The 20,665-nt window shown below is 65.8% G+C and carries 15 protein-coding genes and 2 pseudogenes; 9 read left to right on the forward strand and 8 right to left on the reverse strand.

Annotated elements, in window-relative coordinates; genetic code table 11:
* Nucleotides 1-287 precede the first annotated feature (287 nt).
* A complete protein-coding gene (locus tag PV679_RS03575) occupies nt 288-1,115 on the reverse strand; it encodes a hypothetical protein (RefSeq protein WP_319678727.1) in 828 nt (275 codons plus the stop codon).
* 820 nt (nt 1,116-1,935) lie between these two features.
* Between PV679_RS03575 and PV679_RS03580 the strand changes: the two genes are divergently transcribed.
* Nucleotides 1,936-2,481, forward strand: coding sequence for a hypothetical protein (locus PV679_RS03580; RefSeq protein ID WP_319678728.1), 546 nt, complete (start codon nt 1,936-1,938; stop codon nt 2,479-2,481).
* 162 nt (nt 2,482-2,643) lie between these two features.
* Entirely contained in the window at nt 2,644-2,874 is a 231-nt protein-coding gene (locus PV679_RS03585) for a hypothetical protein (RefSeq protein WP_319678729.1), read from the forward strand.
* A 161-nt stretch (nt 2,875-3,035) separates the two neighbouring features.
* On the opposite strand, the gene PV679_RS03590 is transcribed toward PV679_RS03585, so the two are convergent.
* Complete coding sequence (locus tag PV679_RS03590; RefSeq protein ID WP_319678752.1) at nt 3,036-3,938, reverse strand: helix-turn-helix transcriptional regulator; 903 nt, start codon at nt 3,936-3,938, stop codon at nt 3,036-3,038.
* A 182-nt stretch (nt 3,939-4,120) separates the two neighbouring features.
* On the opposite strand from PV679_RS03590, the gene PV679_RS03595 reads away from it, so the two are divergent.
* On the forward strand, nt 4,121-5,116 hold the full coding sequence (locus PV679_RS03595) for an alpha/beta hydrolase (RefSeq protein WP_319678730.1): 996 nt from the start codon (nt 4,121-4,123) through the stop codon (nt 5,114-5,116).
* Between the two features lie 83 nt (nt 5,117-5,199).
* Here PV679_RS03595 and PV679_RS03600 read toward each other — a convergent pair whose 3' ends face one another.
* Nucleotides 5,200-6,135 carry an isopenicillin N synthase family dioxygenase gene (locus PV679_RS03600; RefSeq protein WP_319678731.1) on the reverse strand — a complete coding sequence of 312 codons (936 nt, stop codon included), beginning with the start codon at nt 6,133-6,135 and terminating at the stop codon, nt 5,200-5,202.
* A gap of 145 nt (nt 6,136-6,280) precedes the next feature.
* Here PV679_RS03600 and PV679_RS03605 point away from each other — a divergent pair, with 145 nt between their 5' ends.
* Nucleotides 6,281-7,219: a hypothetical protein gene (locus PV679_RS03605; RefSeq protein ID WP_319678732.1), complete on the forward strand. Its 939-nt coding sequence runs from the start codon at nt 6,281-6,283 to the stop codon at nt 7,217-7,219.
* On the opposite strand, the gene PV679_RS36120 is transcribed toward PV679_RS03605, so the two are convergent.
* From PV679_RS36120 to PV679_RS03615, 3 genes are read right to left on the reverse strand one after another with little or no spacing between them, the layout of a single operon-like run.
* Nucleotides 7,104-7,769, reverse strand: a complete 666-nt coding sequence (locus PV679_RS36120; RefSeq protein ID WP_416069645.1) for a DUF6875 domain-containing protein — start codon at nt 7,767-7,769, stop codon at nt 7,104-7,106. The two genes, PV679_RS03605 and PV679_RS36120, sit on opposite strands and share 116 nt — an antisense overlap.
* Nucleotides 7,732-7,950 carry a hypothetical protein gene (locus PV679_RS03610; protein WP_319678733.1) on the reverse strand — a complete coding sequence of 73 codons (219 nt, stop codon included), beginning with the start codon at nt 7,948-7,950 and terminating at the stop codon, nt 7,732-7,734. The genes PV679_RS36120 and PV679_RS03610 overlap by 38 nt, the downstream gene beginning before the upstream one ends.
* Nucleotides 7,950-10,175, reverse strand: coding sequence for a radical SAM protein (locus tag PV679_RS03615; RefSeq protein ID WP_319678734.1), 2,226 nt, complete (start codon nt 10,173-10,175; stop codon nt 7,950-7,952). Before PV679_RS03615 ends, PV679_RS03610 begins: the two co-directional genes overlap by 1 nt.
* Nucleotides 10,176-10,739: 564 nt before the next feature.
* Here PV679_RS03615 and PV679_RS03620 point away from each other — a divergent pair.
* Together PV679_RS03620 and PV679_RS36125 are read left to right on the forward strand one after the other, a co-directional pair.
* Nucleotides 10,740-10,853 (forward strand): annotated as a pseudogene (locus PV679_RS03620) (aminopeptidase); the annotation flags it as partial.
* A gap of 941 nt (nt 10,854-11,794) precedes the next feature.
* Nucleotides 11,795-13,636 carry a hypothetical protein gene (locus PV679_RS36125; protein ID WP_319678735.1) on the forward strand — a complete coding sequence of 614 codons (1,842 nt, stop codon included), beginning with the start codon at nt 11,795-11,797 and terminating at the stop codon, nt 13,634-13,636.
* 2,349 nt (nt 13,637-15,985) lie between these two features.
* On the opposite strand, the pseudogene PV679_RS03630 reads toward PV679_RS36125, so the two are convergent.
* A pseudogene (locus PV679_RS03630) lies at nt 15,986-16,099 on the reverse strand (aminopeptidase); the annotation flags it as partial.
* Between the two features lie 564 nt (nt 16,100-16,663).
* On the opposite strand from PV679_RS03630, the gene PV679_RS03635 reads away from it, so the two are divergent.
* Genes PV679_RS03635 through PV679_RS36130 form a run of 3 tightly spaced genes read left to right on the forward strand, consistent with a single transcriptional unit; the run spans nt 16,664 to nt 19,735 of the window.
* Nucleotides 16,664-18,889, forward strand: a complete 2,226-nt coding sequence (locus tag PV679_RS03635; RefSeq protein WP_319678734.1) for a radical SAM protein — start codon at nt 16,664-16,666, stop codon at nt 18,887-18,889.
* Nucleotides 18,889-19,107, forward strand: coding sequence for a hypothetical protein (locus PV679_RS03640; protein ID WP_319678733.1), 219 nt, complete (start codon nt 18,889-18,891; stop codon nt 19,105-19,107). The genes PV679_RS03635 and PV679_RS03640 overlap by 1 nt, the downstream gene beginning before the upstream one ends.
* Nucleotides 19,097-19,735 carry a DUF6875 domain-containing protein gene (locus PV679_RS36130; protein ID WP_416069646.1) on the forward strand — a complete coding sequence of 213 codons (639 nt, stop codon included), beginning with the start codon at nt 19,097-19,099 and terminating at the stop codon, nt 19,733-19,735. The genes PV679_RS03640 and PV679_RS36130 overlap by 11 nt, the downstream gene beginning before the upstream one ends.
* Here the strand turns inward: PV679_RS36130 and PV679_RS03645 are convergent.
* Entirely contained in the window at nt 19,620-20,558 is a 939-nt protein-coding gene (locus tag PV679_RS03645) for a hypothetical protein (RefSeq protein ID WP_319678732.1), read from the reverse strand. The two genes, PV679_RS36130 and PV679_RS03645, sit on opposite strands and share 116 nt — an antisense overlap.
* Nucleotides 20,559-20,665: the final 107 nt, after the last annotated feature.

The raw sequence follows: 20,665 nt of genomic DNA on the forward strand, positions 1-20,665 counted from the left end.
GCGATGTGATGCTGGCAACACCGAATTAATTTGTCAAGGTCATGGCCAAATTCCTGACGGGCCCTCGGGCGGAGCCGATCGGGCCTCAAAAGCCCGGCCTCGGCAGGGCCGTACACCACCTGAGCAGCCCGGTTCGCCGTCCGGGCCAGGCCGGTCAGGAGCCGTCGGCCACGCACTCTCCGGGCCCGGCCGAGGGCAGGAACAAATCCAGGGCCGGGCCCTGGACCGGGCCGTATACGATGCCGCGCCTCGCATGCCTGCCGATGTGGTACGGGGCGCCGGCCGTCTCAGCGCAGCAGTTCGTGGAGTGACGCGGTCATCCGCACGGCGAAGTCCTCGCGGGTCTCCGGCGCCACCAGCGCCAGGGACAGATACGGATTGAGGTCCTCCAGCTCGACAAGCAGCAGCTCGCCGTCCGGCGCCCGGCAGGCGTCCACCCGCTGTATCCCGTGTTCCAGCGCGTTCCAGTCGATGAACCGCCGCGCGAACTCCAGATCCCCGGCGCCGGCCTCGTAGGGTTTCAGTTCCCAGCGCCGCTCGGGGTCCGGCGCGTACAGGGCGTACTGGAAGTCGCGGTCGACGAAGTAGAACGAGACCTCGTAGCGGAACGGGATCCGTGGCTGCACCAGCACATCGTCGAAGGCGATGTCCGCGAGCCGGTCTCCGGGGACGAACTCCATCCCGATCGAGTCCGCGCCGGCCATGGGCTTGACGACATAGGTCCGGGCCTCCGGCAGCCGGCCGAGGTCCTCGGCCCGGTCGACGGTCGGTATGACCGGATACCCGGCGGCGCTCAGCTCCGCCAGATAGCGCTTGCCCACCATGTCGGCCCGCCCGTTGAGCGGGTTGTAGACCCGGACTCCGGCCGCGCGGGCACGCTCCCGGAAGGCGTCGTACTGTTCCTGGTAGTGCAGCACGGGCCCGCTGTTGCGCACCACCACCATGTCGAAGGCTCCCATCAGCCGCGCCGCGTCGAGAGGATGGCAGAGCGCGATGTCGAAGTCCCGCCGCAGCCGGGACGAGAGCTGGATGTCCTCGTCGCCGTACCTGCGTCCGCCGGCCTCGTACACAAGATCGCTGACGTAGAGGACGCGCGGCGGAACGGCGGCGGGCACGGGGGCTCCCGGTGATCGGAGAGGTCGCGGGCCGGGTGGCGCGCGGAGAAGGGAATCATCCGGCGGGCCAGGATACGGGAGCGCCGGTCCACAGCGGCGGCCCGGACCGGGAGCCCGGGACGTGTTCCGTGACAGGACGCGTCACCGGCCGGCGCCCGGCCCGTCCTGGACGGCACCGGCCATCGCACGGAATGTCGTGCCGGCTGTCGTGGCCGGCTGTCTCGCCGACCGCGCGGGGGTGAATTGGAGGCCAGAGGATGACGGCCCGTATCAGTGGCGCGCGCGAGTTCCCCTACGAGGACGAGACGTGCGCCCACTGCCACCGGCACGGGGTGAGCCTGCTGTAGAAAGGGCCGCTCATCACCGAGGGCGACCGCACGCACGACTGCCCGGGCCGGCTCGCGCGGGCGGCCCTCGGCTCCGCACCCGACCCCGCCGACCCGGCGAAACGGACCCGCTGAGCCCGCCCCGACCGCTCTCTCCACGGCAGGACAACGGCCGGGTCAGGGCACCAACCATCCACCGGAACGGAAGCCACCATGCAGTGTTCCAAGTGCGGCGGCCAGATGACGAAGACACAGGACGGCTGGTACATCTGCTATCCCTGCGGCACCAGCGGCACCGGAGAGTCGAGACGATGACGGTGACGGCCCGGCCACGCCGCACCGCCGAGGTCGCGCACCGGCTGTACGCCGGGCCGGCGCCCGGACGGCGGCGCCACCGGAAGAGGCCGTCTTCCCAGTCCCGCGCCCAGATCTTATTTTTCTTGTCTGGGCCGGACGGCCACGGGAAGTGCTTGTCGAAGTCGAATGGGGGGCCCGTGACTGTCATCGTCGGGCTAGTACAGAAGCAGCGGGTGCATCTGGGCGGAGACTCCGCCGGTGTCGCCGGCTACCAGCTCACTGTCCGCCAGGACGCCAAGGTGTTCACCACGGGCCCCTATGTCATGGGGTTCACCACGTCGTTCCGCATGGGCCAACTGCTCCGCTACGCCTTCCAGGCACCGCACCCCAACGGCGATCTGCACCGCTTCATGGTGACCACCTTCATAGACGCTCTGCGCGCCTGTCTGAAGGAAGGAGGCTGGGCGAAGAAGGACTCCGAGCAGGAGGAGGCGGGAACCTTCCTGGTCGGTGTACACGGGCATCTGTTCGTCGTCCACAGCGACTATCAGGTCGGCGAACCGGCGGACGGCTACGCGGCCGTGGGATGCGGCGACGAACTGGCTCTCGGCGCGCTGCATGTGACGGCGGCCCTGGACATGAAGCCACGGGCCCGCCTCGCCGCGGCACTGGCGGCGGCCGACCATCACAGCGCCGGGGTCTGCGCGCCGTACACCTACGCCGCCACGCCCCGGAACGCGTGAAGGCCGGGAGCAAGCGTGACACCCGCCGCACCCGGCCAATCCTTCGAAACCGCCGGATCCGTCGAACACCGGGCCGCGCCCCGGACCGCCCATGCGAGCGGCGCGTCCGGTCCTCCGGCGTGACCGGCCACGCTCCGGCGCTCACGGCGATAACCTCCGCCCATGAGCGCACGGAGCGACTGGCTGCCGGAGACCGACCCGACCCCCGCACTGGACCCCGACCACGGTCCTCAGATCACCGAGTCGGAGTGCAGGAGCTGCGGATGCCTGATCGCGGGGCTCGACGGCAGATACGCCTGCGGGGTGTGCGGCTGGTCGAACCACTGGAGTGAGGGACACCGCGAGCTGCCGGCCGCGGAAGACGATCCGGACCTCAGAAACCGTCTCTCCTGAGCCCCGGCGGCCAGGACTCTCTCGTCTCCGCGTGACCGCGACGCGGTCGGACGGGACAGTCCTTTGGGCCCTGGATCGCGCACCGGCCTGTCCATGGAAACCTGACCACGGTCAGACCGACATCACGCTCCGGACACTGCCGCACACGCCCGAGGGCGTGTTCAGCAGTGGCGGCCGCGTTTCGTGGCGTGGTCGTCCGGCCGGCCGGTGGGCTGGGCGGACCACTGGAAGAGGAACCGCAGTGCTTCCTGGGAGGGGGAATCGGGCGGTGCGGTGTAGGCGACCAGTTGCTGGTCGGGCTGGGTGTCGACGGAGAACTGCTGGACGTCGAGGGTCACGGTGCCTATGACCGGATGGTGGTAGGTCTTGGTGAGCTGTCTGGGCCCGCGCACCTGGTGGCTTGCCCACCAGGTACGGAAGTCCGGGTCGCGGACGGTGAGTTCGCCGACCAAGGCGGTCAGGGCCTGGTCGTTCGGGTTACGTCCCGCCTCCATCCGCAGGACGGCGACGCACTCACGCGCGGCGCGTGGCCAGTCCGCGTACAGGGACCGGTAGGCGTCGTCGAGGAAGGTCAGCCGGATCAGGTTGCGCTCGGCCGAGGGCAGCGCGGCGAAGTCGGTCAGCAGTGCGGCCGCTCCGCGGTTCCAGGCCAGCACGTCCATGCGGCGGTTGAGGACCATGGCGGGGACGTCGTGCATACCGTCGAGCAGCACCCGAAGCTGCGGGTCGATCTTCCGCCTGGCCGGCTGCCGCGCGGAGGTGGCCTGCGTGACGTCGGCCGCGGTGAACAGGTACGCGCGTTCGTCCGGAGCGAGCTGCAGCGCGTCGGCGAGCGCGTCGAGGACCGGGCGGGAGACCCTGCGGGTACGGCCCTGTTCCAGCCGTACGACGTAGTCGATGCTCACGTGCGCGAGCTGGGCCAGTTCCTCTCGGCGCAGGCCCGGTACCCGGCGCGGGCGGCCGTCATCGGGCAGCCCGACGCGGTGCGGGTCGAGGGCGGCGCGGCGGGCGCGCAGGAAGTCGCCGAGTCCATTCCCGCCTGCGGGGTTGCCGGGGTTTTCCATGGCTCCCAGTGTCCGCCGGGCCGCGTCCGCGTGCCTGGTACTGGTCTGCACAGGCAGGACCCTCCCTGGCACCTTGTACCGGGCGGCGCGACGGTGGTGGACGTGGCCGGCGGACTCAAGGCGGCCACCGCGGCTCGCCTCCCGCGGCGAGCCCGCCCCCCGCGCGACTGGAGAGCACCACCATGAGGACAGACGTCACCTTTCTCAGCGCCGGCCTGAAGCTCGCCGGACACCTCTACACGCCCGACAGCCAAGCCGGCGGCCCGCGTCCCGCCGTCGTCGTGGGCCATCCCGGCAGCGGTGTGAAGGAACAGGCCGCCGGTCTGTACGCACGGCGCCTGGCCGAGCGGGGCTTCGTCGCCCTCGCCTTCGACGCCGCCTACCAGGGCGAGAGCGAGGGCATCCCGCGCGGTCTGGAGGACCCGGCCCACCGGGTCGAAGACTTCAAGGCCGCGGTCTCGTTCCTCACCACCCGTGACGAGGTCGACTCCGACCGCATCGGGGCGCTGGGCATCTGCGCCTCCGGCGGATATGTGCTTCCCGCCGCCGCGGCCGACCACCGCATCAAGGCAGTCGGCACCGTCAGCGCCGTCGACATCGCCCGCCAGTTCCGCCTGGGCGCCGACGGCGCCCAGGACCCCGCCGTCATCCAGGGCATGCTCGACGCGGCCGCGGCCGCGCGCACCGCCGAAGCCCGCGGTGAGGGCGTCCAGAGCTTCCAGCTCTTTCCCGACACCGCTGAGCAGGCCCGCGCCCTGGGCGGCCGGCACGGCTTCGAGGGCTTCGAGTACTACCGCACGGACCGCGCTCAGCACCCGCGCTCGGCGAAGTTCCTCCCGTGGTCCAGCATTGACCACATGGTTTCCTTCGACGCCTTCCGCTTCGTCGATCTGATCGCGCCGCGCCCGCTGCTGATGGTCGTCGGTCGCGAAGCGGTGACCTCCTGGATGAGCGTCGAGGCGTTTCAGAACGCTCGCGGTCCAAAGGAACTGCACTGGATCGACGGCGCCGGCCACGTCGACCTCTACGACAAAGCGCGGTACGTCGGCCCCGCGATCGCGAAGCTGACCGACTTCTTCGGGACCCATCTGAGTGACCGGAAGGTGAACCGCCTGGTGGCGCAGCGCGTCAGCGAAGACGCCGGTCGGGCCGGCGGCGTCAACGCGGTCCGGCCGTAGGCGGATCCGGCGTGGCGGTGGCGGGATCACGGGCAGGTGATGTATCCGAAGGCGGTCGCCCGCCGGGGATGACGGGACAGCTCTCAGGTCGCGAGGGGACGTGGCTTGGGTGGCACGGCTGTGGCGGTTTGTCCGTCCTCCCGCAGATAGCTGAACACCTTGGATGTCTGAGTCTGGAGGTGCTCGCCGGCGAGGACCGGACTGTAGTGAAACCCGCCGTCGCCAATGAATTGGTCCAGTGGTTCGACAAGGCTGTGCCGATCCAGGCTGAAAAAGTACGGGAAGGAATATCTTTCCTCTCTGATCCAACCTACTTTGTGCCGTGCGGCCAGGAGTGCTCCGTTGGTCAGGATTTCCAGCATCTCCCCCGTGGTGACGACCAGGGCGCCTTTCAAAGGCGGGACTTCCACCCAGGCGCCGTCCGGTCGCTCGACTTCCAGGCCCGGACCGGTGGAGGCCAGTAACGTGAAGCACTCGAAATCCTTGTGCGTTCCAACGCCCTGCCGCGGAGTCGGACTCGCGGGATAGTGAAGGAGGCGCAATTGGTTGGGCGGGTCCTGGGCGCGTTCCAAGAAGAATTGGTCAGACGCGCCAATGGCCTGTGCGATGACGATGGACAGACCTTGCGCAATGCTCGTCATCTTCGAGTGGTAATGCTCCACTTCCTGCCGGAAGCCGGGAATCGGCGGCCAAAGGGATTGCGATGAGGGGATCTCGCCGTCTCGGTTTCGCCTGATCTCAAACAGACCCGAGTCGAATCCCTCCTTGAGATCCGGCGTGCTTGCCGCCGGACCCTCTTCACCTGTCGGGTAATATCCTTGATGGCGGGATGATTTATTGATATGAAACCGCAGTTTTTCACTGAGGGACATATCGAAGAAAGACCGCGCCACTGCGGCCAGTTGTTCCGTTGTGGCCGCTGAGACTTCAGATCCGGTGAGGTAGAAGTACCCCTCGTCGCGGAGCATGCCCCATACTCGTCGACTCTCTCGTTCCGGGTCGCTGTCCAGGTTGACCATCGGCAGTCTTGTCATGGCGTCACTTGCACCGTGCGTGCGTCTGTTGGTCCGGGTTGTCGCCCGGCTTCCTGGTTCGCATGTGTGTCTCATGGGTCGCCCGCGTGCGAGAACAGGCACGAAGAGTTGTATCTATATACTGGCACGCATGATGCTTCCGGCCATTCTGCCGCATGAACACGTCTTCTCGCGATTCCGAGGCGGCAAGGAGGAGCTGGCCGCGGAGTTCCTTCACAGCGAGTTGTCGCGTGCGGCCCGATCCGGTGTGACGGACATCATCGATTTGACGGCGTACATCAATCCTGTCAGGTATATGGATCTGATCAGCGATGTGCCAGTACGAGTGCATGCGTGCGTCGGATTCTACCTCTCGAATTCGGTCACTCGCACCGTCCGAGGTTACTCGGCGAAACAGTTGGAGCAAGGGCTGCTGCGGAAGTACGCGCGTCAGCGCGCACATGTCTCCACCGCCGCCCTGAAAGTGGCAGCGCATCAGGGGAATTTGTCCGAGTTCGAAGGCAATGCCTTCCGGGCGGTGGCGGCGGCCCACCACAGCACGGGGCTGCCCATTGTCACGCACTCGCCGAGCGGTGGACTGATGCACCTTCGACTCCTGGTCAGTCTGGGTGTAGAACCGCATAACGTGATGCTCAGCCATCCCGAACTGGAATTAAAAGGACAGCGGAAGAAGCCGTACGGAGAAGTACTGCGGTCGATGACGGCGTGTCTCGATGAGGGTGCTCGACTCTGCTTCACCGACATCACCCCGCTGTCCAGCAGTGCTGATGCGGTTCGGTTGGCACTGGTCAGAGAGTTGGTCGAACGGGGATACGGCGACAGGCTGGTGGTCTCCGGCGACCGGTCCTGGTCGGTTCGCGGCAGTCGCGTTGTTTTCCGTGGCGCGACCACTGAGCACGACCCCGGGTTCCTCCTGGCGCTCGACGCCCGTGCGAAGCTCGCGGCCCTGGAGGTCAAGGACTCAGATCTGCAGCGCATCTTTCAAGTGAATTCCGCCCAGTTCTTCGGTCTCGGTCATGAGCGGCGAAGTACCGGTGAAACGCCTCCAGCGATCTCGGTTCATCCTTGATTGAATGCAGGTCGCTTCGCATAAGACGACGCATGGCAATCATGGGGACCGGAGATCTCATCGTCATCAGGTCGGGCTGCACTCTGCTACGACGCTGACGATAGGGGTGGAAGCAGCCGACCATGATCCCGGCCTCGACGCTCTCCGCGCGGATCGCAAGGAACGCCGGCTCGATCACCGCTCGGTAGGCGTATCGGGGCACGGATTCGATCAGCCACAGTACCGCGGTTCGATATTCATCGCCGGATGCGGTGAGTATCCGGACTGCTCCTCCCAGAGCCTCCCGCAGCAGACTGGCCAGCCCGTGAACCGGCACCCTTGCCGAAGACTCCATTCCGGCGTAGTCGATGGGGCCCCAGTACAGCTGCCGCAGCTCAAGGACCAGCGGCAGCGCGGGGCAGAGGGCCCCGGGCCGGAGTAGCTGCCGGTGTGGTGCCGCGACAAAGTCGTAGACCCAGGTCCGGGCCGGTTCGGGAAGCGGATTGGCTTCGGAAACCCGGGCTGCCGCCGGTCTACCAGCCACCGCCGCCACCACCTCCGCCGCCGCCACCGCGCATGCTGATGGAGTACTTCTGCACCTGGCTCCAATCCGTGTCCGCCTCAGGCCCCGCGCCGTCCGCTGCGAGCGAGGAACCCAGCAGACGCACACGGCGCCGGACGTCGGGCTCGACCGCGTCCTCGTCCTCTGTGGGAGGCGGTGGCGTGCCCCCTCCCGCCATGATCTTGATCATTACGTCGATGTCCTTCCCAGCGTGAGAGACAGTTCCTGTTTCCGTTGGGTGCTGATCCGCGCCCGTGGGGCCGGAGCCGGGCCGGGAAGAGCTCGCCAGCGGCGAGGAGCGGATACGAAGGCCGGCGAGCTCTTTGAGGCGGCGTCGACAGATTCCGCCACGACGGCTCCCACGGCTGCGAGCGACCTGACCACGGCGTCCGCCTCCTCCACCGCCAGACCCGCCGCCTCGGCGGCCTCGGCCAGAGCGCGGGGCTCGGTGAGGATCTCCAGCAGCCGAGCGGTGGGTCCATCGCATTCAAAGGCTTGGTGGGTCTCCCAGACGTAGCATGAGTAGTGCTCGTCGGAGGCGTACGTACTCTTCTTGAAGGGCCCCATCACCACAAGCGAGTTGCTGGTTCGGATCCTCTGTGTCACGTCCACCGACAGCACCGGTTCGCGCCACCGCCCGGTCGCGGCCCGCTGAGCCTTCCACACCATCGTGGCGCGCGAAGTCTCGGTGAGGCGGTAGAAGATGTAAGGCGGGATGCTGGCCGAAGCGGGCATCCACGGGTACAGAACGCGTCGCATGAACTCGTTCCGCTCCGCGTCCAGCGATCCATAATTGAACGGTGTCTCCGCGCAATCCCAATCGATCAGGTTTTCCAGAAAATACTTCGTCGGCGTCGGCCACCTCAGCGTGGTGACGCCGAACTCCTCGTAGTTCTCGAAGAGTTTGCTGGCGACGTCGAAGCCGAGAATGTTCACGTTGAAGGTGACACTGGGGTACTTCGCGACGAGGCTCGCCAGAAACTCGTACGTTTCCTCACGCTCATCCGCGGTCTCTCCGGGAAACCCTACGATGGTCGGGAAGTGCACGGAGACACCGGCGGAATGGAATCGGGCAACTATCTGCTCGACCAAATCGAGTGACCAGCCGTCCGGATACTTGCCCATCAGGGCCAGAACACGCGGGCTTGCGGACTCGAAGCCCAGCCGGATCTCCCGGAGACCCGACTCTCCAAGGTCCGCGCAGATCTCGGACGAGAAATTCCGGTCAATTTTGCTTCGGGTCTCCCATGTCAGCGGGGATCCCAGGGCGATCAGCTCTTTGGCGAGAATACCGAGGTTGACCGGAGGGATCGCCTCGTCGACGGACCACAGGTAGGAAGTCCCCTGCTCACTGAGACGCACCATCATCTGCGCACGCTCTCGCTCCATGGAGAAGCTGTTGCGGGGCAGCGTGTTGTACCTGCGGTTGATGGCGCAGAAGTTGCAATTGTTCCAGTAGCACTGCGCGGCCGGCCACAGCCGGGTCTCCGCCACGGAGAGACTCGGCGCGATCATGAGCGCGTACTCATCACGTGGTGGCGCGCTGCGCAGGTCAGCGTCTGCCGCCCGGTCAGACACCACATAGCCGGTCTGGTGAATGAGGTCACCCTGGCGGTACATCAGATTGGGAACCGACTCCAGCGGATCATCGCCTTCAAGGGCCTCGCGCAGCAAACGCGGCGTGTTGTCGAAATCATCCAGGACGATGCTGTCGATGACGCTGAAGAGCTGACTGTTGGTCCGCAGATACTTGGTGATCTTGTTGAGCGAGTAGTACTCGCTGGAGTGCCCCACCACCGACACATGGCAGGCCGGGTTCACTTCCTTGATCTTCATGGCCATGGCCATGGTCGACAACTTGATGCGCCCCACGATCCATGCGAGATCCGGAGGGCTGTCTTCGATGACCGGGAAGACGAACTCTCTCAGGAACGGGAGATAGGGATTGCGGCTTGGGCTGAGGGCCGCGCGGATGAGTTCCAGAGAGGAGAGTTCATTGAGGACGTACCCTTCCTGGAGGGATAACTCGAAGGGATGTCCAACTGTGGCAGAGTGGATGTCCACGTACAGCTGCAAGGTCTCCAGGGCCCGGAATGCCGCTCGTGGGCCCGCTCCCAGGTCCACCATTGACTGCGGCGCCCTGACTACTTCGTCAACGAACTTCTGAGGCGCGGCCACGATGGCTTCCCACGCGGCCGGGTGCTCCGATCCGGGACGCAGCCAGTCGCCCAGCATGTCCACGGTCGCACGTACCGCCTTGGGCTCCAGAGCTTGCCGCCACCACAGGTTGTTGACCGTCCTGAGCGCACCGTGGTCGCCGGATGCCGGCGGCGCGGCGTCTCGCAAGGCTACGTAGTCGACGTCGTGGCACTCGTTGTAGAGGCCAGTGATCGGGTACAGGAAGAGTTGTCTCACAGTGCCTCTTCGGTTTCGACGACGCCACGTGGCCTTTTCCCCGCTTGCCAGCAGCCCTTGGATACCCGTGCAGCCAACTCATCGCGGGCCAGGTCGCAATTGTGGAGCGAACCGGACACCTGGTCAAGAGATGGATGAACGTAAGACACTTACGCTTTTCGTGATCAATTGAGCAGGCTGCAGGCGCCACTTGTGCGTAGAAACTCCTCACTGAGGTTTTCTCAGTGAAGATCATTTCCAGCTTTCGTTGAGCGAGTGCGGCGCGGACCATGTCGCCGATCCGGCTGGGGCTGAGCATGATGTGTGTGAGTGTCGCCGCATCATGTCGTCCGGCCCGGATGTCCCTCTCGCCGGCCGGCCATCCCCGCGACGGCGACGGACTGCCCCGGTTGTCTGCGCGAGCGGGTGCGCGCCACCCCGCAGAACTGTCCGGTGCAGGCGTTTCGCGTGGATGGCTCCGCGTCGGGGCTGCAGTTCCACCTGGAGGCCAACGCTGCCACTGTGGACGCCTTCATGACGGCGTTCCCGGAGGAGGCGGCGACCGCCGCCGGTCACGTCCGCCCACGCCGAGCCTTCGAAGCGGACCCGGACATCACCGGCACACAGCTCTACGCCGAGGTCGAGCGGCTGGCGGCCGAAGCGGGCTGGCAGCTCGGCGGCTGGCACGCCGATCACCTAAGGGCTAGGGCGCGTTTCGAAAGTAGCGCCGTCCGCCCCCTGGGGCGGGGCTCGCGGCGTCTGGTGCGTGCGATCGCAAGGCGGAGGATCGTTCGCGTACTGGACGTACTGGGACGACTCCGACAACTCGGCGAGCGTGCGTGCCAGGCGTTGCGAGCCAGGCGGGACTTTCGAAACACGCCCTAGTTCCCGCCCGAACACAACAACTGGGAGGACGTCGACTCCCACATCGTGCCCGCCTGGCCGTCCCCGGTAGCGCCACCGAGGGTGACTCGACGCCGGCGTGGCGTACGCGCACGGCGAGGCCGACTACAGCGGCCACCTCGGCGTGCGCGAGCTGTGCGACATCTGCCCGGAAGAGCGGGTCGCGCGGTGCCAGGCGGCGTGGGTCAAGCGGCTGGTCTCGTACCGCCCTCCTACAATCTTGTTCGCACCGGCCGGGCAGGGCGTTGTTCCTCATCGGTCCTGTTTCGGGTCCTGTAAGGGCCTGGTGGTCGTGTCTGGTCTTGCGTTGGTCGTAAGTTGGGTCGCGGCGGAAGCTGTTCTTCCGGATATGGAGAGCAGTCGTGTGCACAGTGCCGTGCCGCGTACGGTCTGCCGCCTACCACTCTCTGAATGCGTGTGTGGGCTTGAGAGTTGACTGACTGCGATGCCGCGCGTGCCCCTTGGACAGCCGATGGTTTTGGGGCCGAGTGGTGACAGGGAAGGACCTGGTGTGAGTCTCGTCGTGTTCCGTTGCCCGCCGCGCAGGCCGGGCCTGGTAGCGCCGCGAGGCCGACGGGTATCTCTGGAGCCGCCCGTCCTGCCTGCGTTCTTCTTCGCGTGGCACGCGTGGGCCGATCCGCTCACCGTGGTACGGACCGAGTGGCACAACGGCGGGGTGGGCAGGGTGTTTTCGGCGCGCATCGTTATCCGACAAGGTTGGCAGAGGGCGCTGAGTCATGCCTGTCGGTGAGATCAATCTGGATGAGGGGTGGCGTACTCTTTTCAACAAGGTTTTGGGGATTCCGTTTCCCGCGCTGAGTGAGAGCTATCTGCGTGAACTGGGTGATGCCTACGAGGCGGTAGGGCGTCGGGTCGACGAGCTGCCGGAGTTGTTCGCGGACATTGAGCGTGCGATGGCGGAGCAGTTCGACGGCGGAGAGACGGTTGGGAAGTTCCGTAAGGCGCTGAAGGATTTCCCGGGTTATATCGAGGCTGTCGTCACGGCCTCGAAGGCGAACAAGGATTTCCTGTACCAGGTCGCCCTGGACGTCGAGTATACGAAGTACATGGCCATGGCCATGCTCTTCCAGATGCTGATCGAAATCGCCTGGTGCATCGAGATGGCGGTGCCCACGGCCGGCGTTTCCCTGCTGTGGATTCCCGTGATCCGCCTGATGACGCAGTTGGGGCTGCGGAAGATACTGCAGGCCCTTTTGATGCGTATCGTCGGCCTGGTCACCGAGGAGATGACCCTTGGTCTAGCGGCAGACGGGGTCGTCCAGCGGATACAGATCGGCAAGGGCACCCGGCACGGGGTCGATCGCAATTTGCAGAGGGAAGCGGCGATCGGCGCCGCGATGGGTGTGGTCTTCGAAGGGCCGCTCGAAGCCCTCGGGCATCTGCTCAGCAACAGGATTACCGGCGAAGCCATAGGCAGCCTGCGGCAGGAGTTCGGCAATCTGCCGAAGGAGAGCGGAGGACTCGCCGAAGCCGTCAAGGACGTCCTCGGCGGCGGGCAGAACCTGCTCGGCGCCCTCGCCGCCAAGAGCGACCGCGTGGAACTCCCGTCGCACGTCCCCGTCTACTTCGGCGACCGGTTCGGTGACCTTTTCGCCACCCACTTCGGCAAGAACCTGGACGACGGTGCGGTGCGGGACCTGCGGGAGACGGGCCAGATGTACGGGCGCGTCCTGGTCGACAACATCGACAACAAGAAGGGCTCGACGGCCTTCAGCGAGGTGTGGAACACACCCGGTGCCCAGGCCGTGCCCGGTAACGTGCGCAACGTCTTCAGCCGGCTTCCCGAGGCGGTCGACAGGTCCACCACCGGCACCGTGAGGAAGGTATCGATCGCTGCGGGCCTCGTCGTCGGCAACGCCGCGTTCGAGGGGCTGGCGGAGCTCGGCGCGGAGGAGGTCACCCAGGTGGCGCTCCTGAGCGAAGTCCCGAAGGAGCAGCGTCCGCAGGACGACGGCGTCAACCCGTACACCTTCATCGGTGGCATGGTCACGGGCGCTGGTATCGGCGCCGCTGCCGCCGGGGTGAACGCCGCCCTCGACGCCGCCAAGCGTCTCACCCTCGACGTCCCCGATCCCGGCTCCACCACGTCGCTCCCGCCGACCGCATCACTTCCCGCGTCGCTGTTCACCCTCGTCGGCGGCGACGACAGCGAGGAGCCCTTCCCCGGCAACTGGCGGCAGGGCAACGCGGAGTCCGCCGCGAGCTCCGAGAGCGCAGCCGCGTCCGGGACACCCGCACCGTCGCCCGCCCACACCGCTCACACCGCTCATGCGGGCGGCGGAACGGGCGGGCAGAACACGCCCACCGCCGCACCGGCCCCCTTCGACGACACGTCGGCCGGCCGGCCGACGTGTCGTCGAAGGGGGCCGGTGCGGCGGTGGGCGTGTTCTGCCCGCCCGTTCCGCCGCCCGCATGAGCGGTGTGAGCGGTGTGGGCGGGCGACGGTGCGGGTGTCCCGGACGCGGCTGCGCTCTCGGAGCTCGCGGCGGACTCCGCGTTGCCCTGCCGCCAGTTGCCGGGGAAGGGCTCCTCGCTGTCGTCGCCGCCGACGAGGGTGAACAGCGACGCGGGAAGTGATGCGGTCGGCGGGAGCGACGTGGTGGAGCCGGGATCGGGGACGTCGAGGGTGAGACGCTTGGCGGCGTCGAGGGCGGCGTTCACCCCGGCGGCAGCGGCGCCGATACCAGCGCCCGTGACCATGCCACCGATGAAGGTGTACGGGTTGACGCCGTCGTCCTGCGGACGCTGCTCCTTCGGGACTTCGCTCAGGAGCGCCACCTGGGTGACCTCCTCCGCGCCGAGCTCCGCCAGCCCCTCGAACGCGGCGTTGCCGACGACGAGGCCCGCAGCGATCGATACCTTCCTCACGGTGCCGGTGGTGGACCTGTCGACCGCCTCGGGAAGCCGGCTGAAGACGTTGCGCACGTTACCGGGCACGGCCTGGGCACCGGGTGTGTTCCACACCTCGCTGAAGGCCGTCGAGCCCTTCTTGTTGTCGATGTTGTCGACCAGGACGCGCCCGTACATCTGGCCCGTCTCCCGCAGGTCCCGCACCGCACCGTCGTCCAGGTTCTTGCCGAAGTGGGTGGCGAAAAGGTCACCGAACCGGTCGCCGAAGTAGACGGGGACGTGCGACGGGAGTTCCACGCGGTCGCTCTTGGCGGCGAGGGCGCCGAGCAGGTTCTGCCCGCCGCCGAGGACGTCCTTGACGGCTTCGGCGAGTCCTCCGCTCTCCTTCGGCAGATTGCCGAACTCCTGCCGCAGGCTGCCTATGGCTTCGCCGGTAATCCTGTTGCTGAGCAGATGCCCGAGGGCTTCGAGCGGCCCTTCGAAGACCACACCCATCGCGGCGCCGATCGCCGCTTCCCTCTGCAAATTGCGATCGACCCCGTGCCGGGTGCCCTTGCCGATCTGTATCCGCTGGACGACCCCGTCTGCCGCTAGACCAAGGGTCATCTCCTCGGTGACCAGGCCGACGATACGCATCAAAAGGGCCTGCAGTATCTTCCGCAGCCCCAACTGCGTCATCAGGCGGATCACGGGAATCCACAGCAGGGAAACGCCGGCCGTGGGCACCGCCATCTCGATGCACCAGGCGATTTCGATCAGCATCTGGAAGAGCATGGCCATGGCCATGTACTTCGTATACTCGACGTCCAGGGCGACCTGGTACAGGAAATCCTTGTTCGCCTTCGAGGCCGTGACGACAGCCTCGATATAACCCGGGAAATCCTTCAGCGCCTTACGGAACTTCCCAACCGTCTCTCCGCCGTCGAACTGCTCCGCCATCGCACGCTCAATGTCCGCGAACAACTCCGGCAGCTCGTCGACCCGACGCCCTACCGCCTCGTAGGCATCACCCAGTTCACGCAGATAGCTCTCACTCAGCGCGGGAAACGGAATCCCCAAAACCTTGTTGAAAAGAGTACGCCACCCCTCATCCAGATTGATCTCACCGACAGGCATGACTCAGCGCCCTCTGCCAACCTTGTCGGATAACGATGCGCGCCGAAAACACCCTGCCCACCCCGCCGTTGTGCCACTCGGTCCGTACCACGGTGAGCGGATCGGCCCACGCGTGCCACGCGAAGAAGAACGCAGGCAGGACGGGCGGCTCCAGAGATACCCGTCGGCCTCGCGGCGCTACCAGGCCCGGCCTGCGCGGCGGGCAACGGAACACGACGAGACTCACACCAGGTCCTTCCCTGTCACCACTCGGCCCCAAAACCATCGGCTGTCCAAGGGGCACGCGCGGCATCGCAGTCAGTCAACTCTCAAGCCCACACACGCATTCAGAGAGTGGTAGGCGGCAGACCGTACGCGGCACGGCACTGTGCACACGACTGCTCTCCATATCCGGAAGAACAGCTTCCGCCGCGACCCAACTTACGACCAACGCAAGACCAGACACGACCACCAGGCCCTTACAGGACCCGAAACAGGACCGATGAGGAACAACGCCCTGCCCGGCCGGTGCGAACAAGATTGTAGGAGGGCGGTACGAGACCAGCCGCTTGACCCACGCCGCCTGGCACCGCGCGACCCGCTCTTCCGGGCAGATGTCGCACAGCTCGCGCACGCCGAGGTGGCCGCTGTAGTCGGCCTCGCCGTGCGCGTACGCCACGCCGGCGTCGAGTCACCCTCGGTGGCGCTACCGGGGACGGCCAGGCGGGCACGATGTGGGAGTCGACGTCCTCCCAGTTGTTGTGTTCGGGCGGGAACTAGGGCGTGTTTCGAAAGTCCCGCCTGGCTCGCAACGCCTGGCACGCACGCTCGCCGAGTTGTCGGAGTCGTCCCAGTACGTCCAGTACGCGAACGATCCTCCGCCTTGCGATCGCACGCACCAGACGCCGCGAGCCCCGCCCCAGGGGGCGGACGGCGCTACTTTCGAAACGCGCCCTAGCCCTTAGGTGATCGGCGTGCCAGCCGCCGAGCTGCCAGCCCGCTTCGGCCGCCAGCCGCTCGACCTCGGCGTAGAGCTGTGTGCCGGTGATGTCCGGGTCCGCTTCGAAGGCTCGGCGTGGGCGGACGTGACCGGCGGCGGTCGCCGCCTCCTCCGGGAACGCCGTCATGAAGGCGTCCACAGTGGCAGCGTTGGCCTCCAGGTGGAACTGCAGCCCCGACGCGGAGCCATCCACGCGAAACGCCTGCACCGGACAGTTCTGCGGGGTGGCGCGCACCCGCTCGCGCAGACAACCGGGGCAGTCCGTCGCCGTCGCGGGGATGGCCGGCCGGCGAGAGGGACATCCGGGCCGGACGACATGATGCGGCGACACTCACACACATCATGCTCAGCCCCAGCCGGATCGGCGACATGGTCCGCGCCGCACTCGCTCAACGAAAGCTGGAAATGATCTTCACTGAGAAAACCTCAGTGAGGAGTTTCTACGCACAAGTGGCGCCTGCAGCCTGCTCAATTGATCACGAAAAGCGTAAGTGTCTTACGTTCATCCATCTCTTGACCAGGTGTCCGGTTCGCTCCACAATTGCGACCTGGCCCGCGATGAGTTGGCTGCACGGGTATCCAAGGGCTGCTGGCAAGCGGGGAAAAGGCCACGTGGCGTCGTCGAAACCGAAGAGGCACTGTGAGACAACTCTTCCTGTACCCGATCACTGGCCTCTACAACGAGTGCCACGACGTCGACTACGTAGCCTTGCGAGACGCCGCGCCGCCGGCATCCGGCGACCACGGTGCGCTCAGGACGGTCAACAACCTGTGGTGGCGGCAAGCTCTGGAGCCCAAGGCGGTACGTGCGACCGTGGACATGCTGGGCGACTGGCTGCGTCCCGGATCGGAGCACCCGGCCGCGTGGGAAGCCATCGTGGCCGCGCCTCAGAAGTTCGTTGACGAAGTAGTCAGGGCGCCGCAGTCAATGGTGGACCTGGGAGCGGGCCCACGAGCGGCATTCCGGGCCCTGGAGACCTTGCAGCTGTACGTGGACATCCACTCTGCCACAGTTGGACATCCCTTCGAGTTATCCCTCCAGGAAGGGTACGTCCTCAATGAACTCTCCTCTCTGGAACTCATCCGCGCGGCCCTCAGCCCAAGCCGCAATCCCTATCTCCCGTTCCTGAGAGAGTTCGTCTTCCCGGTCATCGAAGACAGCCCTCCGGATCTCGCATGGATCGTGGGGCGCATCAAGTTGTCGACCATGGCCATGGCCATGAAGATCAAGGAAGTGAACCCGGCCTGCCATGTGTCGGTGGTGGGGCACTCCAGCGAGTACTACTCGCTCAACAAGATCACCAAGTATCTGCGGACCAACAGTCAGCTCTTCAGCGTCATCGACAGCATCGTCCTGGATGATTTCGACAACACGCCGCGTTTGCTGCGCGAGGCCCTTGAAGGCGATGATCCGCTGGAGTCGGTTCCCAATCTGATGTACCGCCAGGGTGACCTCATTCACCAGACCGGCTATGTGGTGTCTGACCGGGCGGCAGACGCTGACCTGCGCAGCGCGCCACCACGTGATGAGTACGCGCTCATGATCGCGCCGAGTCTCTCCGTGGCGGAGACCCGGCTGTGGCCGGCCGCGCAGTGCTACTGGAACAATTGCAACTTCTGCGCCATCAACCGCAGGTACAACACGCTGCCCCGCAACAGCTTCTCCATGGAGCGAGAGCGTGCGCAGATGATGGTGCGTCTCAGTGAGCAGGGGACTTCCTACCTGTGGTCCGTCGACGAGGCGATCCCTCCGGTCAACCTCGGTATTCTCGCCAAAGAGCTGATCGCCCTGGGATCCCCGCTGACATGGGAGACCCGAAGCAAAATTGACCGGAATTTCTCGTCCGAGATCTGCGCGGACCTTGGAGAGTCGGGTCTCCGGGAGATCCGGCTGGGCTTCGAGTCCGCAAGCCCGCGTGTTCTGGCCCTGATGGGCAAGTATCCGGACGGCTGGTCACTCGATTTGGTCGAGCAGATAGTTGCCCGATTCCATTCCGCCGGTGTCTCCGTGCACTTCCCGACCATCGTAGGGTTTCCCGGAGAGACCGCGGATGAGCGTGAGGAAACGTACGAGTTTCTGGCGAGCCTCGTCGCGAAGTACCCCAGTGTCACCTTCAACGTGAACATTCTCGGCTTCGACGTCGCCAGCAAACTCTTCGAGAACTACGAGGAGTTCGGCGTCACCACGCTGAGGTGGCCGACGCCGACGAAGTATTTTCTGGAAAACCTGATCGATTGGGATTGCGCGGAGACACCGTTCAATTATGGATCGCTGGACGCGGAGCGGAACGAGTTCATGCGACGCGTTCTGTACCCGTGGATGCCCGCTTCGGCCAGCATCCCGCCTTACATCTTCTACCGCCTCACCGAGACTTCGCGCGCCACGATGGTGTGGAAGGCTCAGCGGGCCGCGACCGGGCGGTGGCGCGAACCGGTGCTGTCGGTGGACGTGACACAGAGGATCCGAACCAGCAACTCGCTTGTGGTGATGGGGCCCTTCAAGAAGAGTACGTACGCCTCCGACGAGCACTACTCATGCTACGTCTGGGAGACCCACCAAGCCTTTGAATGCGATGGACCCACCGCTCGGCTGCTGGAGATCCTCACCGAGCCCCGCGCTCTGGCCGAGGCCGCCGAGGCGGCGGGTCTGGCGGTGGAGGAGGCGGACGCCGTGGTCAGGTCGCTCGCAGCCGTGGGAGCCGTCGTGGCGGAATCTGTCGACGCCGCCTCAAAGAGCTCGCCGGCCTTCGTATCCGCTCCTCGCCGCTGGCGAGCTCTTCCCGGCCCGGCTCCGGCCCCACGGGCGCGGATCAGCACCCAACGGAAACAGGAACTGTCTCTCACGCTGGGAAGGACATCGACGTAATGATCAAGATCATGGCGGGAGGGGGCACGCCACCGCCTCCCACAGAGGACGAGGACGCGGTCGAGCCCGACGTCCGGCGCCGTGTGCGTCTGCTGGGTTCCTCGCTCGCAGCGGACGGCGCGGGGCCTGAGGCGGACACGGATTGGAGCCAGGTGCAGAAGTACTCCATCAGCATGCGCGGTGGCGGCGGCGGAGGTGGTGGCGGCGGTGGCTGGTAGACCGGCGGCAGCCCGGGTTTCCGAAGCCAATCCGCTTCCCGAACCGGCCCGGACCTGGGTCTACGACTTTGTCGCGGCACCACACCGGCAGCTACTCCGGCCCGGGGCCCTCTGCCCCGCGCTGCCGCTGGTCCTTGAGCTGCGGCAGCTGTACTGGGGCCCCATCGACTACGCCGGAATGGAGTCTTCGGCAAGGGTGCCGGTTCACGGGCTGGCCAGTCTGCTGCGGGAGGCTCTGGGAGGAGCAGTCCGGATACTCACCGCATCCGGCGATGAATATCGAACCGCGGTACTGTGGCTGATCGAATCCGTGCCCCGATACGCCTACCGAGCGGTGATCGAGCCGGCGTTCCTTGCGATCCGCGCGGAGAGCGTCGAGGCCGGGATCATGGTCGGCTGCTTCCACCCCTATCGTCAGCGTCGTAGCAGAGTGCAGCCCGACCTGATGACGATGAGATCTCCGGTCCCCATGATTGCCATGCGTCGTCTTATGCGAAGCGACCTGCATTCAATCAAGGATGAACCGAGATCGCTGGAGGCGTTTCACCGGTACTTCGCCGCTCATGACCGAGACCGAAGAACTGGGCGGAATTCACTTGAAAGATGCGCTGCAGATCTGAGTCCTTGACCTCCAGGGCCGCGAGCTTCGCACGGGCGTCGAGCGCCAGGAGGAACCCGGGGTCGTGCTCAGTGGTCGCGCCACGGAAAACAACGCGACTGCCGCGAACCGACCAGGACCGGTCGCCGGAGACCACCAGCCTGTCGCCGTATCCCCGTTCGACCAACTCTCTGACCAGTGCCAACCGAACCGCATCAGCACTGCTGGACAGCGGGGTGATGTCGGTGAAGCAGAGTCGAGCACCCTCATCGAGACACGCCGTCATCGACCGCAGTACTTCTCCGTACGGCTTCTTCCGCTGTCCTTTTAATTCCAGTTCGGGATGGCTGAGCATCACGTTATGCGGTTCTACACCCAGACTGACCAGGAGTCGAAGGTGCATCAGTCCACCGCTCGGCGAGTGCGTGACAATGGGCAGCCCCGTGCTGTGGTGGGCCGCCGCCACCGCCCGGAAGGCATTGCCTTCGAACTCGGACAAATTCCCCTGATGCGCTGCCACTTTCAGGGCGGCGGTGGAGACATGTGCGCGCTGACGCGCGTACTTCCGCAGCAGCCCTTGCTCCAACTGTTTCGCCGAGTAACCTCGGACGGTGCGAGTGACCGAATTCGAGAGGTAGAATCCGACGCACGCATGCACTCGTACTGGCACATCGCTGATCAGATCCATATACCTGACAGGATTGATGTACGCCGTCAAATCGATGATGTCCGTCACACCGGATCGGGCCGCACGCGACAACTCGCTGTGAAGGAACTCCGCGGCCAGCTCCTCCTTGCCGCCTCGGAATCGCGAGAAGACGTGTTCATGCGGCAGAATGGCCGGAAGCATCATGCGTGCCAGTATATAGATACAACTCTTCGTGCCTGTTCTCGCACGCGGGCGACCCATGAGACACACATGCGAACCAGGAAGCCGGGCGACAACCCGGACCAACAGAC

The sequence above is a fragment of the Streptomyces sp. AK02-01A genome (assembly GCF_033795305.1).
GTDB lineage: Bacteria > Actinomycetota > Actinomycetes > Streptomycetales > Streptomycetaceae > Streptomyces.